At 57.0% G+C, this 13,609-nt stretch carries 17 protein-coding genes; 13 read left to right on the forward strand and 4 right to left on the reverse strand.

Features of this window, described 5'->3' with window-relative positions:
* Window positions 1–23: 23 nt before the first annotated feature.
* Window positions 24–653 (reverse strand): hypothetical protein, encoded by a 630-nt coding sequence (locus tag CLV89_RS07870; protein ID WP_106163078.1) that lies wholly within the window; start codon window positions 651–653, stop codon window positions 24–26.
* 212 nt (window positions 654–865) lie between these two features.
* The gene (locus CLV89_RS07875) at window positions 866–1,669 is read right to left on the reverse strand and encodes a DeoR/GlpR family DNA-binding transcription regulator (protein ID WP_106163079.1); all 804 of its coding nucleotides are present in this window, start codon (window positions 1,667–1,669) and stop codon (window positions 866–868) included.
* A 165-nt stretch (window positions 1,670–1,834) separates the two neighbouring features.
* Between CLV89_RS07875 and CLV89_RS07880 the strand changes: the two genes are divergently transcribed.
* From CLV89_RS07880 to CLV89_RS07900, 5 genes are read left to right on the forward strand one after another with little or no spacing between them, the layout of a single operon-like run.
* Entirely contained in the window at window positions 1,835–2,803 is a 969-nt protein-coding gene (locus CLV89_RS07880) for an ABC transporter substrate-binding protein (protein ID WP_106163080.1), read from the forward strand.
* Window positions 2,800–4,506: an ABC transporter permease gene (locus tag CLV89_RS07885; protein ID WP_106163081.1), complete on the forward strand. Its 1,707-nt coding sequence runs from the start codon at window positions 2,800–2,802 to the stop codon at window positions 4,504–4,506. Before CLV89_RS07880 ends, CLV89_RS07885 begins: the two co-directional genes overlap by 4 nt.
* On the forward strand, window positions 4,494–5,537 hold the full coding sequence (locus CLV89_RS07890; protein WP_106163082.1) for an ABC transporter ATP-binding protein: 1,044 nt from the start codon (window positions 4,494–4,496) through the stop codon (window positions 5,535–5,537). The genes CLV89_RS07885 and CLV89_RS07890 overlap by 13 nt, the downstream gene beginning before the upstream one ends.
* 13 nt (window positions 5,538–5,550) lie before the next feature.
* A complete protein-coding gene (locus tag CLV89_RS07895) occupies window positions 5,551–6,621 on the forward strand; it encodes an MBL fold metallo-hydrolase (protein WP_106163083.1) in 1,071 nt (356 codons plus the stop codon).
* Window positions 6,621–7,169 (forward strand): histidine phosphatase family protein, encoded by a 549-nt coding sequence (locus CLV89_RS07900; protein WP_106163084.1) that lies wholly within the window; start codon window positions 6,621–6,623, stop codon window positions 7,167–7,169. Before CLV89_RS07895 ends, CLV89_RS07900 begins: the two co-directional genes overlap by 1 nt.
* 92 nt (window positions 7,170–7,261) lie before the next feature.
* On the opposite strand, the gene CLV89_RS23210 is transcribed toward CLV89_RS07900, so the two are convergent.
* Window positions 7,262–7,432, reverse strand: a complete 171-nt coding sequence (locus tag CLV89_RS23210; protein ID WP_417816443.1) for an ATP-binding protein — start codon at window positions 7,430–7,432, stop codon at window positions 7,262–7,264.
* 15 nt (window positions 7,433–7,447) lie between these two features.
* On the opposite strand from CLV89_RS23210, the gene CLV89_RS22580 reads away from it, so the two are divergent.
* From CLV89_RS22580 to CLV89_RS07935, 8 genes are all read left to right on the forward strand, one after another.
* Entirely contained in the window at window positions 7,448–7,732 is a 285-nt protein-coding gene (locus CLV89_RS22580; protein ID WP_243394963.1) for a hypothetical protein, read from the forward strand.
* A complete protein-coding gene (gene mobC / locus CLV89_RS07910; RefSeq protein WP_243394964.1) occupies window positions 7,729–8,085 on the forward strand; it encodes a plasmid mobilization relaxosome protein MobC in 357 nt (118 codons plus the stop codon). Before CLV89_RS22580 ends, mobC begins: the two co-directional genes overlap by 4 nt.
* Complete coding sequence (locus CLV89_RS07915; RefSeq protein WP_110684121.1) at window positions 8,082–9,347, forward strand: relaxase/mobilization nuclease domain-containing protein; 1,266 nt, start codon at window positions 8,082–8,084, stop codon at window positions 9,345–9,347. Before mobC ends, CLV89_RS07915 begins: the two co-directional genes overlap by 4 nt.
* A gap of 98 nt (window positions 9,348–9,445) precedes the next feature.
* Window positions 9,446–10,546 (forward strand): ROK family protein, encoded by a 1,101-nt coding sequence (locus CLV89_RS07920; protein WP_106163088.1) that lies wholly within the window; start codon window positions 9,446–9,448, stop codon window positions 10,544–10,546.
* The gene (locus CLV89_RS07925; protein ID WP_133166707.1) at window positions 10,543–11,133 is read left to right on the forward strand and encodes a hypothetical protein; all 591 of its coding nucleotides are present in this window, start codon (window positions 10,543–10,545) and stop codon (window positions 11,131–11,133) included. The genes CLV89_RS07920 and CLV89_RS07925 overlap by 4 nt, the downstream gene beginning before the upstream one ends.
* A gap of 103 nt (window positions 11,134–11,236) precedes the next feature.
* Window positions 11,237–11,395: a hypothetical protein gene (locus tag CLV89_RS22585; protein ID WP_165798103.1), complete on the forward strand. Its 159-nt coding sequence runs from the start codon at window positions 11,237–11,239 to the stop codon at window positions 11,393–11,395.
* A 75-nt stretch (window positions 11,396–11,470) separates the two neighbouring features.
* Window positions 11,471–11,839 carry a hypothetical protein gene (locus CLV89_RS07930; protein ID WP_106163090.1) on the forward strand — a complete coding sequence of 123 codons (369 nt, stop codon included), beginning with the start codon at window positions 11,471–11,473 and terminating at the stop codon, window positions 11,837–11,839.
* An 84-nt stretch (window positions 11,840–11,923) separates the two neighbouring features.
* Window positions 11,924–13,324 (forward strand): type IV secretory system conjugative DNA transfer family protein, encoded by a 1,401-nt coding sequence (locus CLV89_RS07935; RefSeq protein ID WP_165798104.1) that lies wholly within the window; start codon window positions 11,924–11,926, stop codon window positions 13,322–13,324.
* 31 nt (window positions 13,325–13,355) lie between these two features.
* On the opposite strand, the gene CLV89_RS07940 is transcribed toward CLV89_RS07935, so the two are convergent.
* Window positions 13,356–13,609: integrase core domain-containing protein (locus tag CLV89_RS07940; protein ID WP_133166708.1), on the reverse strand; the 254-nt coding region annotated here is incomplete at its 5' end.

Below are 13,609 nucleotides of genomic sequence, written 5' to 3' on the forward strand. Positions count from 1 at the left end.
TTTGACGCGACCTGCCCATGCCATCAGAACGTGCGGCACCCGGTGGAGGCAATCTCGCCCGGTACAACCGGATAGCCCGGTCGCGGATTGAGGATAACCGACTGGATCCCGGTAATCCGGCGCATGCAGGCATCCACCGAGGCCTCGTCCATGCGGCGTCCCCCCACATAGATATCGATCCAGTCATGCCCGCGATGTCCGGTGTGACACGGCCCCTCTTGCGGGCGAGGGCCATCGCCACACATATCTTCGACAATGGCGTATTTTTTCAGATTTTCGATATAGAAGCGCGTTCCCGGTTTGTAGTCCATGATACTGCGGCCACCGGTTTTTCGGTGACCGACGGCGAGCGTGATGGGATCCTTGTATGTCCCGACACCACCAGCGGTGCGATGGATGACCGGGCGCGCAATCTGGGCCGATCCGCGCGGCGTGTTATCCCACCAGCTATAGCCTGTCAGATAAGCGTTCATGTTTTGTTCTTGCGTTGGTGCAATCGCAACGCGGGTCAGGCTGGACAGATCGTTATCCACATTCAATCGGGTACTGACACTATTGAACGCATCATAATCAGATCGCACATCGCCACCACAGGCCGACATCGAGACCATGGCTGAGACCGCAAATGCGGCTTTAATAGAAACACTCGTCATTTCACCATCCTACTGAATAGAGACATTGCCAAGAATCCGTTTTGGATTATCAGCCTACATCAGCAGGATGTTGCAGAGGTATTTCCGAAATATTAATCATCCACACCCCATTCGAGTGAAATGATTTTCAAAATTTACTAAAATTATTATCATTTAGATTGTCAAAAAATTGACGCCCCAAAAATCTGCGCTAAGCCCAGCTTATATATCGATCAGAGGGGCGCGCGCATCGGCTCTGCGGATCGTTCCACTTGGATCACCCGACATCCCTCCGCCGCGCAGCGCGCCAAAAGCGTCGATGGGAATTCCGCCCCGGTAACAATGACATCGTAGTCCCAGAGCATGTGTTTGCGACAGGGTAGTTCGCGACCAAATTTCGCACAGTCCATCACCAGAACCTTCCGCTGAGCGCAGCCAGAGACCGCAACCCGTGCCGTGATCTCATCGGTGTTATAGTCCAGCACCTCGCCCGCACTAGACACGCCCCCACAGCTGAAGATCGCAATATCCGCGAGATAATTTGCAAAAAATTCACGACTGGCTGTGCCGATCAGGTCAAGATCGCGCAACCGAACGGCGCCTCCAGCCAGCGAAACGGTCGCACCGGACGCCCCCTGCAGCGCCATCACCGCATGCATGTTGTTGGTGGCCACAAACAGTTCCTTGCGCGTCGCCGCCAGCATCCGGGCGCAGGCCTCGACCGTGGTTCCCGTGCCCAGCGCCACCCGTGCGCCGTCCGCCACGAGGTGTTGTACCTCGAGAGCGATCTGCTGCTTCTCTCCCCGTGCGACGCTGACCCGCGGCGCATAGCCAATGTTCTCGGACTGCCGCCGCAGGCGCACGACACCGTTCCGCCGCTGCACCAGCCCCGCCTCATCCAGATCGCGCAGATCGGCGCGAATGGTCTGAACCGAAACCTCCAGCTGGCCGGCGAGCGCTGCAGCAGACATCTCATCAATGTCACACAACAGGCCGATGATGGCGTCTCGCCGCCGATTTAACTCGCTTCGTCGCATTCGCTTTCCTTTGAAAGTGAACAAGTCACCCCACGGTCCTAGCAAGCGCATTCAGCAGCGAGCAAGATAATATTTTCTTTGCCAAACCGTCACAAAACCGTTTCAGACTCAGTGGATACGGGCAGCGTCATAACTTTCGAACGAAAGCCAAATTGGAGATTTCGGATGAAACCCCTTCTGTCCGCCGCCGCCCTCGCCCTGACCGCATCTGCGTCGTTTGCCGAGACATTGACCCTCTACACATCGCAACCCAATGCTGACGCGCAAATGACCGTCGATGCCTTCACCGAAGCCAACCCGGAGATCGAGGTTGAGTGGGTTCGCGACGGCACCACCAAGCTGATGGCCCGTCTGATGGCGGAAATCGAAGCCGGCAACCCGCAGCCCGATGTCCTGCTGATCGCAGACACCGTCACGCTTGAGGGCATGGCACAGGGCGGCCACCTGAAGGCCTACCAATCGCCGGAAGCCGCAGCCTATGACCCCGCGCTCTACAGCGCCGAGGGGTTCTATCACTCGACCAAGCTGATCACCACCGGCATCGTCTACAACACCGGCGCCGAGGTCCAGCCGACCTCCTGGTCCGATCTGGCCGATCCCTCCCTCAAGGGTCAGGTCGCGATGCCCTCGCCGCTTTATTCCGGTGCCGCGCTCATTCACTTGGCGACCCTGACCGGCGACAAGGCTCTGGGCTGGGATTACTACACCGATCTCGCCTCCAATGAGGCGCGCGCACAGGGCGGCAATGGCGGCACCTTCAAGGCCGTGGCCTCGGGTGAGAAACCCTATGGCGTCGTTGTCGACTTCCTCGCGATCCGCAACAAGGCCGACGGATCCCCGGTGGAATTCGTCTTCCCGCAGGAAGGTGTCTCCTATGTGACCGAACCTGTTGCGATCCTCGACACCGCGAAGAATGTCGATGCCGCGCAGAAGTTCGTCGACTTCGTGCTGTCCCAAAAAGGTCAGGACCTGGTCCTCGACATGGGCTACATCCCGGCCCGCAACGACATGGGCGTGCCCGCAGGCTTCCCGGCGCGTGACGACATCAAGCTGATGTCCTTTGATCCAGCGCAGGCGTTGTCCACAGCCGACGCCAACAAGGCGAAATTCGCAGAGCTTTTCGGCGCCGAATGACCCTCGCATCCGCAAATCCCAGCAGCAGCCGGTCCGAGGGCCGGCTGCTGTCGCTTATTCTGGGGCTGGCCATCCTGGTGACCCTCGCCCCTGTCGCGCGACTGTTCTTTGAAGGTGTCACTGCGGGCGGAAGCCTCAACCTGACGTTCTTCTCCGAGGTGTTGTCCAAACCTGCAACCCACTCCGCCCTGCGTCATTCGCTGGTGACGGCCGGATTGGGAACAGTGATCTCCGTTCTCATCGGCAGTGTCTTTGCCTTTCTGGTGGCCCTGACGGATCTGAGGCGCAAGGCTGCGCTGGTGTTCTGCCTGATGATCCCGATGATGATCCCGCCGCAGATCACCGCCCTGTCCTGGACGCAGATGATGGGACCGTCCTCGGTCTTGCTGAAGACGCTTGGCCTTGCCCCGCCCCTTGGCGCGCCGCAGCCGCTTTATTCGCCTGGGGGGATCATTCTGCTTCTCGGAATCCAGCATACATCGATCATTTTCCTGACCCTGCGCGCTGGTCTGCGCGCGATCCCACAAGAAGTGGTCGAAGCCGCACGGATTTCGGGCGCGCGCGGGTTTCGCATCTGGTGGCAAGTGGTGCTGCCCCTGACACTGCCGAGCCTGCTGGCCGGGGTAGCAATCACCTTTGTGACCGCGCTTGGCAATTTCGGCATCCCCGCAATGCTTGGTATTCCCGCAGGTTACGCTACCCTTCCGACCCTGATTTATCAACGGCTTGCGGGCATGGGCACAACCGTTCTGGCAGAGGTCGCAGTGCTGGCGATCCTGATCGGCATCGTGGCCATCACCGGCATTCTGATACAGCGCTTTTTCCAACGCCGCCAACGTGTGCATCTGGTCGGCAGTACCGGCCGCCCGCTTGCAATACCGCTGGGACGGGCACGTCTGCCGGTCGAAATCACGCTCTGGCTGGTGATTGCCGGGATTCTGGTGCTGCCGATGATGGGATTGCTCGCAACATCGCTGGTGCCCGCCTACGGCGTGCCACTTCGGCTCGACACGGTGTCGCTTGATGGGTGGTATGAGGCCTTGTTTCGTCAACCATCGACCCGGCGAGCCTTTGTGAATTCCTTTGGTCTGTCGATCGGTGCCGCCGTTGTGTTGATGGCCCTGTGCCTGCCACTGGCCTGGCTGATGGACCGCCATCAAACCCGCCTGAGCCGCGCCTTTGACAGTCTTCTGGACCTTCCCTACGCGCTGCCCGGTGTGGTTCTGGCGATCGCCATGATCCTGCTGCTGATCAACCTGCCCTTCACCGACCTGTCTCTGTACGGCACGATCTGGATTATCTTCCTCGCCTATCTCGCCCGGTTTTTTGCGGTGATGTTTCGGCCCGTGCAATCCAGCCTGCGACAGCTTGATCCCGCAATGAACGAGGCCGCACAATCTGTTGGTGCACCGCTTTGGCGCCGCCTGCGCGATATCGTGCTGCCGCTCTCTGCTCCGGCAGCCGCTGCGGGGGCGATCCTCGTCTTTCTGACCGCGTTCAACGAACTGACCGTGTCCGCCCTGCTGTGGTCCTCGGGCACGGAAACCCTTGGCGTGGTGATTTTCAACCTCGACGACAGCGGCGAGACGGTGATGGCCTCTGCCGTCGCCATGACCATCGTCTTTGTCGTCATGATACTGATGGCGGTGATCCAGCTTACATCCCGCCGCCTGCCCAAAGGAGTTGTCCCATGGCAGAGCTGACCCTCACGAATATCGGCAAGCATTTCGGCGGCGCCCCCGCCCTGCAATCGGTTACCACGCGTGTGAATGATCGCGAATTTCTGGCCCTTCTCGGCCCCTCTGGCTGCGGCAAGTCCACACTGTTGCGTCTGCTGGCCGGGTTTGAACAGCCCAGCGCAGGGTCGATCCGCATCGGCAATCGCGAGGTCGCCAACGCAGACACGCGCCTGATTGTGCCGCCGGAAGAGCGCAACATCGGGTATGTGTTCCAGTCCTACGCGCTCTGGCCGCATATGACGGTGCGCCGTAACGTGGGCTACCCGCTGGAGATCAGAAAACTGTCAAAGTCTGATCGCGAGACCCGCATCGATGCCGCTCTGGAGGCCACGGCCCTCGGCCCCTATGGCGACCGCATGCCCTCCGACCTCTCTGGCGGGCAACGACAGCGCGTTGCCCTGGCGCGCTGCCTTGTGTCTGATCCCACTGCCGTGCTGCTGGATGAGCCGCTCGCCAACCTCGACGTCGCACTCCGGGCCTCCATGCAGGGCGTGTTCTGCGACTTTCACCAGCGCACGGGCGCGACCATGGTATATGTCACTCACGATCAGGCCGAAGCCATGGCGATGGCGGACCGGATCGCGGTGATGAATGAGGGGCGCATCATGCAGCTGGACACGCCCGAGGCGCTTTATGCCCGCCCCCGAAGTCGCTTTGTCGCCGAATTCATCGGCGATGGCGCCGTTGTGCCCCTGACTGGTACCAGCCATTCCGACAGCGCCTGTGAGGCCACCCTGCTCGGCACGCGACTGAGGGTTGAAACGGACACCCCAACCCCAGAGATGGCCTGTCTGCGCCCGGAAAACCTGACGATTGCCGAGACCGGCGACATCCGCGCCCGCGTGGAACGTGTGACCTATCTGGGCGGGCGCTACCGGCTCGATCTGGTGGCCGCAAGCGGCGAGCCTCTCGTCACCCAGTCAAACACCCGCTACGCGCCGGGCGAACACATCGGCCTCGCGCTGACGGCCCCCTGGGCCTTTGCCGCCGCCTGATCCGGAGACACACATGAGCACCATTACCGTTCTCTCCGGCATCGGAGACAAGGGCCCCGCCGCCATGCGCCTGGACACCGGGCGTCAGCGCTGGTTGCTGGATTGCGGGTTTGGTCCCGAGGCCAATGCGAAATTCGACCCCAGCTGGCTCGACGGCGTCGATGCGGTCTTTGTAACACACGACCATATCGACCACATCGGCGGCGCGGCCTACGCGGTAGAGGCAGGTCTGCCGATCTACGCCACCCGCCGTACCGCACAGGCCCTGCCCCCATCAGCGCAGGTGATCGAGCTGCCAGAGCGCGGCGAGACGCTGATCGACGGCATTCGCCTGACCACCGGCCTCAATGGGCACGCGCTTGGCGGCGTGTGGTTCCATTTTGATCTGGGTGAGGGGCTGTTTTATTCGGGCGATTGGTCGGAGGAAAGCGCATGGTTCGCCTTTGATCTGCCACCCAAGGCGGCCACCGCGATCATCGACTGCTCCTATCACCTGAGCAATGTGCCTCAATCCCAACGCCTCGCCGACCTTGACGCGCTGATCGACACATTGCCCGGTCAGGTCCTGTTTCCCGTGCCGCCCTCGGGGCGCGCCGGCGAACTCGCGCTGCATCTGATGCGCCGCTTCGGACCAGAGGCGGTTTTGCTGGACCCGGAATGCTGCATGACATTGCGCGCCGCACTTGCCTCTGGCGGTGTCGCGGATCGCGCACAGGAAATCGCCCCGTTGCTGGAGCGCGGCCCGCTGGACGAGGCGCGGTTTCTGATCTGCGACACGCCCAATGCCGACGGCGGGGCCGCCTGGGCCTATGTCCGTGCGTGGCGTGAAAGCGGGCGGTTGGGTCGCGACGCGCATGTGGTTTTCACCGGACATATGACCGCCCATGCCCGTGGTGTCGAAACCGTTGAGGGCGGCTCTTTCCGCCGCTGGAACGTCCACCCGCCGTTGTCGGATCAAATCGCCATGATCCGGCGTCTCGGTGCGACGCGGTTTGCCCCGGCTTTCTGCACCTTGCCAGAGGAATACCTGGTGGAAAATGGCTTTGAGGCGCAGGTTTTCCTGCATGAGACGGTGACATTGTGATGGAAGATCTGCCCCCCCTCCCCCCGCGCACGATCTGCCTGATCCGCCATGGCGAGACGACGGCCAACCGCGACAGCATCATCGCCGGTCGCCTGGACGTCGCGCTGACAGACCATGGCCGCAGCCAGGCCCGCAGCCTGGCCACGTTGACCTGGGAAGAACCGATTACAGTGTTCTGCAGCCCGATGGCGCGCGCTAAGGAAACCGCCCGGCTTGGCTTTCCCGATCTTGTCGCAACACCGCATGCGGGGCTACGAGAACGCGACTGGGGCGTCTTCGAAGGACGCCCGCTTACCCAATTGCCCCCCCGAGAGGAGACGCCCGACGGCGGCGATGGCTGGCGCGACATGATCCTGCGCGTCCATGCAGCGATCCGTGATTGTTGCGCCGCCGCCGGTCCCACCTTGCCGGTTCTGGTGTGCCATTCCGGTGTGATCAGAGCGACACGCCTGCTCGCATGTCTCGGCAGTGTGGGAGAGCGTCCCCCCAACGCCCACCCGGTGCTCTTTCGCCATCACGCAGGACGACATGAGGAACATCCGCTCTGACCACGGCTCTTGGCCGCTTTGGGCATCCCTCACTCTCGTACACACCCGCAGATGGCCCGAACCCATGTCGCCTTCACCCTATCGGGCCAGCGCTATACCGTCTCATCGCGGGCTCTGAAGCACCAGTTCCGTCTGCCAGTTTCAACAAAACCGCAATGGTGGATAAGGCGGTCGAACCGCGCGGTCGCCCTTTTGGCGTCGACGAAGACGCCTGGGCATTCACCAAAGACGAGGTTGGCCGTAAACAGGATCCAGCTGCGCAAGCAGGAGGGTGCCTGATGAACTCCAACGATGGCGGAGCACGGGTGTGTGCGACACGCAAGATGGCCGTTCCCATCGGCATGCGATTGCGAAAACGGCTAGCAAGCTCCAAAAGCCACTATAACATTTCAGATTTGTCGAGATTTACATCGAAATGTAAAATGGTGCGGTCAGATGGAGTTTGCTCAAACTCAACTGACGAACAAGAGAACCCCAATCTGGAAGAGGTTTTTCAGGAGCTTGAACGCTGGAATGATATCCTCAAGGATGACAAGGATATCCTGCGAGGACCACGCCCATGAGCCGCCTCGCACCGTTCTCGTTAAGACTGACACCAGAGGAACGAACCCAGCTTGAGTCTCAGGCTGGGGCAATGCCGCTGGCGTCCTATATCAAGTCCGTGGTTTTTGCCGCTGAAGCTCCTAAATATCGGAAGCGGCGGAAACCACCTGTTGCGGAGCAACAGCTTCTTGCTGAGGTGTTGGCACGGCTGGGACAAACACGACAGGCCAACAATCTCAATCAAATCGCCAAACACCTGAACCAAGGCACATTGATCGTCGATCCTGAACTAGAGGAAGATCTCAAACGGGCCGTTGCCGAAGTGGCTTGGATGCGGGCAACATTGATGGAAGCCTTGGGGGTGAAATCATGATCCTCAAAGGCTCTCAAAGGTCGGGTGCAAAGGCGCTAGCCGATCATTTGATGAATGATCGCGACAATGATCACGTTACCTGCTTGGATTTGCGTGGGTTTTCAACCAACGACCTTCATGGTGCGCTCGCTGAGATGCATGCGATTTCCAAAGCAACCCAGTGCAAGAAGTTCATGTTCTCATTGAGCCTCAATCCTCCACAGGATCATGTCGGGACAGAAGAGGAGTTCCTTGATGCCGCAGACCGTGCGGAACAAGCGTTGGGGCTGGATGGCCAGCCCCGTGCTGTCGTTGTGCACGAAAAAGAAGGTCGCCGTCATGCCCATGTGGTGTGGTCATGTATTGATGTGGATGAGTTGAAGGCTATCCACTTGGGGCGGTTTAAGCTGGCATTGCGTGACTTGTCGCGCGATTTGTTTTTGGATCATGGCTGGACGTTACCTGACGGGCTGGCGACCTACGGCAACAAATCCCCTTTGAACTTCACACTTGAAGAGTGGCAGGCTACAAAACGTCAGGGCCTTGACCCGCGTGAGGTTAAACAGGCGTTTCAGCAAGCATGGGAACGATGCGATAGTCAGATCGGCTTCAAGAATGCCCTTGAGGATCGCGGGTATTTCCTCGCTCGTGGTGATCGTCGCGGGTTCGTCGCCTTGGATGTCGATGGCAATGTGCATTCCATTGCAAAGTGGACAGGCCTGAAAGCGAAAGATGTGAACGCCAAGCTCGGCTCGCCCGAAAACTTGCCCTCTGTCGATGAGGCGCAACCCAACATTCACTCCAAGATTACGGACCAAATGCGTGGTTTTATCAGCGACATCAAAGATCGTCAGCGCCATGACCTCGCTCCGTTGCGCGATAAACAACGTGAAATGGCTCTGGCACATCGTGAAGAGCGGAAACGGCTTAAGCAAGCTCAAGAACAGCGGTGGGTCGAGGAGACGAAGGCACGATCTGGTCGTCTCAACAAGGGTCTACGAGGCCTATTTGATCGTCTGACGGGTGCTCACAAAGCTGTCCAGAAACGCAATGAAATGGAAGCTATGGATGCTGCACGTCGGGATCAAAGGCAGCGTGACCTGTTGACCAAGGAACAGATGAAAGAGCGCAAGTCTCTGCAAAAGCAAGTTCAAAAGATGCGGCGCAAACATCAAGAGGAGCGACGTTTTCTCGCTTCTGACATTCGGCAAGCAATCAAGCCAAAGAAGGCTTCAATGCAGCCCACACGGCGGAGGGAGCGCGGCCTTGATCTGTCTCTCTAAGCACCCAAGCAGCGCGACTGTTGGGATAACCGTTGCCAATCTACTGGCGCTAAAAGTCAACAAGTGATAGCTAGGTGTTGACCGCGGATGAGAGAAACATGTCAAAAGAAAAACAGTTAGTTATCGCGTCAGCATACTTCGCATCTGACGATGTTATTTATGCTGTACGACACGACAACGCCACGAGCGGCGAACGTATTGATCGCGTTCCTGTTGCGGATAGCGTCCCAGATGAAGAAAAGATGGACGCAGACCTAAAGTCAGCAGCGTTAGGAATAAGTAGTCTTCTAGGGGAGCGCGAAAAGATCAGAGCTATTGTTCTGATTTGTCCCGGCCCTTTTCGAACCATTGACAAGAAGAGCCACTTGTACGGTGAAATTGGATGGAACGCGGAAGTTCGTTGTTGGCGGGAAAAAAATGCAATCACGATGTTCCGAAAGCACCTCTTAAGGGAACTTGGAGATGAAGCAAAAGATGTCGAAATTTACATACACAACCAAGCAGGCGCGACAGCAGTAGGTGAATACCTTCACGCTTATGGTGACCTCATCAAGCGTTCAAATTCACGTGGGGTGCTTTACAAACAGCTAGGCAATCATCTGTATGTTGTAGCGGATTATACAATTGACGCGGCACTGATAGTTGAGGGAGAGCCATTCCATGGCCTATCTACAATGAATGTCGGACATCATGCCGTCATTCCAGTAGATGAAGACGATGAAACACTCGAGCGTCTAAAAAACTCGACGCACCCTGAACGTCCTTGCTTGAATAGTTTGGCGTCACTAGACGCAATAAAGAAACGTTGGCCAGGAATGCACTCGGAAAAGTTCAGCGCATGCACGGACACGTCGAAGGTGTCTCGTATCGCTTTCTATATTGCCCAGATGCTCGCCAACGTCGTTTTGAGTGTCTCCCCTGCGAAAATTATAATCGGTGGTCGTATCAAAGATAATCCACTTATCATTTCGATGATTAGGCAGCAAATTGATTACCTTCTAAGAGATCATGAAAATCCTGAGATTTATCCAGGTTATCCACAAATCAATGACCTCAACAATTTTATAGTTGAGCAAGATGATCGAGACTCTGGCGTTAAGGGGGGATTGCATGTTCTCGCAAGGACTCTGGTGAAGGCGCATGATGAATCAAACATCGCTTCCTTTGATGCCTACAAGAAGGGGCTTTATCCGTTATGAAATCGCAAAAAAACACGGTTACAGAAATCTCTTTATCGAACCCCGCATTGAGTTGGCATCCCACACTATACGTTGACAAAAAAGGTAAGCATTGTTACCCTAAGTGGGATTTGAAGAATAGACTTATTGCCGACTTAGAAGATCAAATTAATGACCGAATAGATGCCGTGGGCATTAGCGGAGAGGATCGCCAGAACCTTCTCTCAGAGCTTTTCAAGAACTTAACTCGGGAATTGCCGCAGGTAGATTTACCACCGAAAGCCCCGATGCTCTACAAAGATCGAGAAGACAAAAGCCAAACGGCTGAACAATTCACCCGTGAACATTATGCCGCGTTTTTTGGCAAGGGTTTAACCAGAGCCACGCTGAAGCAGCTTGATAAATCTCTGTACGGGATGCTGATGAAAGGTGGATTTCCTGAGAGTTTGAGGGAGTTAATCCCAGCTGCGCAAGGGAAAGGTGGCGGAGGCAATCACAGCAAAGGTGGCAGCAAGCCTGTGTTCTCTGACGAGGAGCTTGCGGAACGGGCGCGCAGTCAAGCAAGGGAGCGGATGCGTCGCTATCGGCAGCGAAAAGCAAACGGTTAGTTACGTAACTTCTACCTATTGACTGACGGCGAATCTCCCGCTATATCCCTGTGGCATCGGCAGTCATTTCGGCTGACCGTGTTGCACACGGAGGCTCAGCATCATGAGCGACAATAAAGGCACTGGAACACCCATCCCGATCCCAAACGAGCCGCGCATCACTGGCGGCACTGGCCACGTCAACGTTGGTGGTACAGTCGTTCAAGGCACCAACATCGGGGGCGGCAAAGTTCAAACTCCCGACGGGAAAATTCACGGCTAAACCAAGCCGTCCTTGGTAGTCCCGCACTTCTGTAGTGGGGCTACCGTCCTCCCCTCAAAACTCGTGGTGAAACTCATGCTGCACCTGACAACCATCGGGGCGGTCGCGATGGCGCTCGTCCTGTTTCAAACGGCAACTTTGGTCATCGGCGGCCACGTCGCCAAAGACCTGTTGGCCTCTTTCTACGCTGCCTTTCCGAACTGGTGGCAACGCATGTTGGTCGTGATCGTGCCGCTGTCTGGCCTAGGGAATTTGTTCGCAGCCTATGCTTTTCAAGCTCCGATTGTGGCTGGTGTGTCGTTTCTGGTTCTCGGTCTGTGGTCGCCAATCTTGATGGCCTTGGTCATCCAAGGGCGCAGTTTCTCCGCCACTGACATTCTCATCATGATCGCAATTTCTTGTTTGGGCCTTTGGCTCGGCATCCGCCTGGGAGCCACGCAATAATCGCTTCAGAAGGTTCATTTAGCCCCAACTGCATCTCTGAAAGGTCGTCTTTCAAAGATGGTTACTACAAGGAGACCCCACCACATGAATGAGTTCGTCTACTACTACGGCATGACCGTGGTCCGTATCGTCATGGTAGCCGCATCCTTTGGTGCAGGCTTCCTGATCGGCTGGCTTCTCTCTCCATATTCAGCCGGATTTCGGAAAGTTGTCGCCTATGTCATCGCCGCTGTGCTGGTGTTGGCAGCCATCTTCGCAAACAACTTCATCGGCTGGAACGCAGCGCTTCTGCTGGCCATCATTGCCTTTGGCATCGGGCTGGCCTTTTGGCTGGGCGGTGTCACTGCAAATGCCTTCAAGATGCCCGACACCTTTGGGTCAAGCCGCTGGGCCACCAAAGATGATCTTCAGGAGAATAACCTCTATGGCACAGATGGCATTCGCATCGGCAAAGCCATGAATGAGGATGGTGATCTTGATTGGGTGTCTTACAAAAGCGACCGCCACTTGCTGACCGTTGCACCCACCCGTTCAGGGAAAGGGACAACCCAGATCATCACCAATTTGCTGACCTATGAAGGGTCAATGCTGGTCATCGATCCCAAAGGCGAAAACGCCATGATCACCGCCAAGCGCCGCATGGAAATGGGGCAAGAGGTTTATGTGGTCAATCCATGGGGCATCGTCGATATTGAAGGTGTGGAGCAGGCAACTTTCAATCCAATGGATTGGCTGGACCTGCGCGATATCGACATGTCAGAAAATACCATGATCATGGCGGATGCTTTGGTCATGAGGAATAATCACTCTGACAGCTTTTGGGACGAAGAATCCAAAGCTTTGCTGCAAGGCTTGATTGCCTACGTGGCGTATAGTCCAGATGAAGATGGCAACCGTCATCTGGGGCGCGTTCGCGAACTTCTCAATGAGAATGCGGACGATCTGACCAAGCTGTTCAAGAAAATGGAAAAGTCCTCTTTCCCCATTGTCAAAAGTACGGGTGCGCGTAGCGGTCAAAAAGAAGCCAAACTGCTGGCCAACGTTTTGGCCTCGGCACAGGCGCACACACATTTTCTGGACAGCAAGCGGCTGCGCGACAACATGATGACATCGAGCTTCAAGTTTGAGGATTTGAAAACCAAGCCCATGACGATTTATCTGGTGCTGCCTGCGGATCGCATGAACACCTTTGGTCGCTGGCTGCGTCTGCTGGTTCAGCAAGCCTTGACGGTAAACGCCCGTAATATCGAAGAGAAACCAGAAAAGCCTGTGCTGTTTGTCTTGGATGAATTTGCTGCGCTTGGACGCCTGAATATGGTCGAACAGGCTTATGGCCTCATGGCAGGGTTCGGCATGCAGCTTTGGGGTATTGTGCAGGACCTCAGCCAACTTGAGCGTATCTATGGTGAGGGTTGGCAGTCGTTCGTCGCCAATGCTGGCATGATCAACTATTTCGGCTCAAGCGACCAAAAGACCGCGCAGTGATGTGCCCCCATCGAGTGGTCCAATTTGAATGTTAATGCATCGTCGGCCTTTGGTCTATCAGGACGATGCTTTTGGGCGCTGGGGGCCGGTATCCTAAGGCGCTGTGGGGCCTAACCGTGTTGTAGTGGCGACGCCAGCGTTCGATGAGGATCTGTGCTTCACGCAGCGTGGTGAAGACCTCGCCGTTTAGTAACTCATCCCGGAAGCGGGCGTTGAAGCTCTCGCAGTAGCCGTTCTCCCAAGGTGATCCCGGGGCAATGAATGCGGTCTTCGCGCCCACGGCAC

It is taken from the genome of Tritonibacter scottomollicae, assembly GCF_003003215.1.
Classification (GTDB): domain Bacteria; phylum Pseudomonadota; class Alphaproteobacteria; order Rhodobacterales; family Rhodobacteraceae; genus Epibacterium; species Epibacterium scottomollicae.

Coding starts and splice junctions, on each gene's coding strand:
- CLV89_RS07870 (WP_106163078.1), bottom strand. CDS start 653: ATGACGAGTGTTTCTATTAAAGCCGCATTTGCGGTCTCAGCCATGGTC.
- CLV89_RS07875 (WP_106163079.1), bottom strand. CDS start 1,669: ATGCGACGAAGCGAGTTAAATCGGCGGCGAGACGCCATCATCGGCCTG.
- CLV89_RS07880 (WP_106163080.1), top strand. CDS start 1,835: ATGAAACCCCTTCTGTCCGCCGCCGCCCTCGCCCTGACCGCATCTGCG.
- CLV89_RS07885 (WP_106163081.1), top strand. CDS start 2,800: ATGACCCTCGCATCCGCAAATCCCAGCAGCAGCCGGTCCGAGGGCCGG.
- CLV89_RS07890 (WP_106163082.1), top strand. CDS start 4,494: ATGGCAGAGCTGACCCTCACGAATATCGGCAAGCATTTCGGCGGCGCC.
- CLV89_RS07895 (WP_106163083.1), top strand. CDS start 5,551: ATGAGCACCATTACCGTTCTCTCCGGCATCGGAGACAAGGGCCCCGCC.
- CLV89_RS07900 (WP_106163084.1), top strand. CDS start 6,621: ATGGAAGATCTGCCCCCCCTCCCCCCGCGCACGATCTGCCTGATCCGC.
- CLV89_RS22580 (WP_243394963.1), top strand. CDS start 7,448: ATGAACTCCAACGATGGCGGAGCACGGGTGTGTGCGACACGCAAGATG.
- mobC (WP_243394964.1), top strand. CDS start 7,729: ATGAGCCGCCTCGCACCGTTCTCGTTAAGACTGACACCAGAGGAACGA.
- CLV89_RS07915 (WP_110684121.1), top strand. CDS start 8,082: ATGATCCTCAAAGGCTCTCAAAGGTCGGGTGCAAAGGCGCTAGCCGAT.
- CLV89_RS07920 (WP_106163088.1), top strand. CDS start 9,446: ATGTCAAAAGAAAAACAGTTAGTTATCGCGTCAGCATACTTCGCATCT.
- CLV89_RS07925 (WP_133166707.1), top strand. CDS start 10,543: ATGAAATCGCAAAAAAACACGGTTACAGAAATCTCTTTATCGAACCCC.
- CLV89_RS22585 (WP_165798103.1), top strand. CDS start 11,237: ATGAGCGACAATAAAGGCACTGGAACACCCATCCCGATCCCAAACGAG.
- CLV89_RS07930 (WP_106163090.1), top strand. CDS start 11,471: ATGCTGCACCTGACAACCATCGGGGCGGTCGCGATGGCGCTCGTCCTG.
- CLV89_RS07935 (WP_165798104.1), top strand. CDS start 11,924: ATGAATGAGTTCGTCTACTACTACGGCATGACCGTGGTCCGTATCGTC.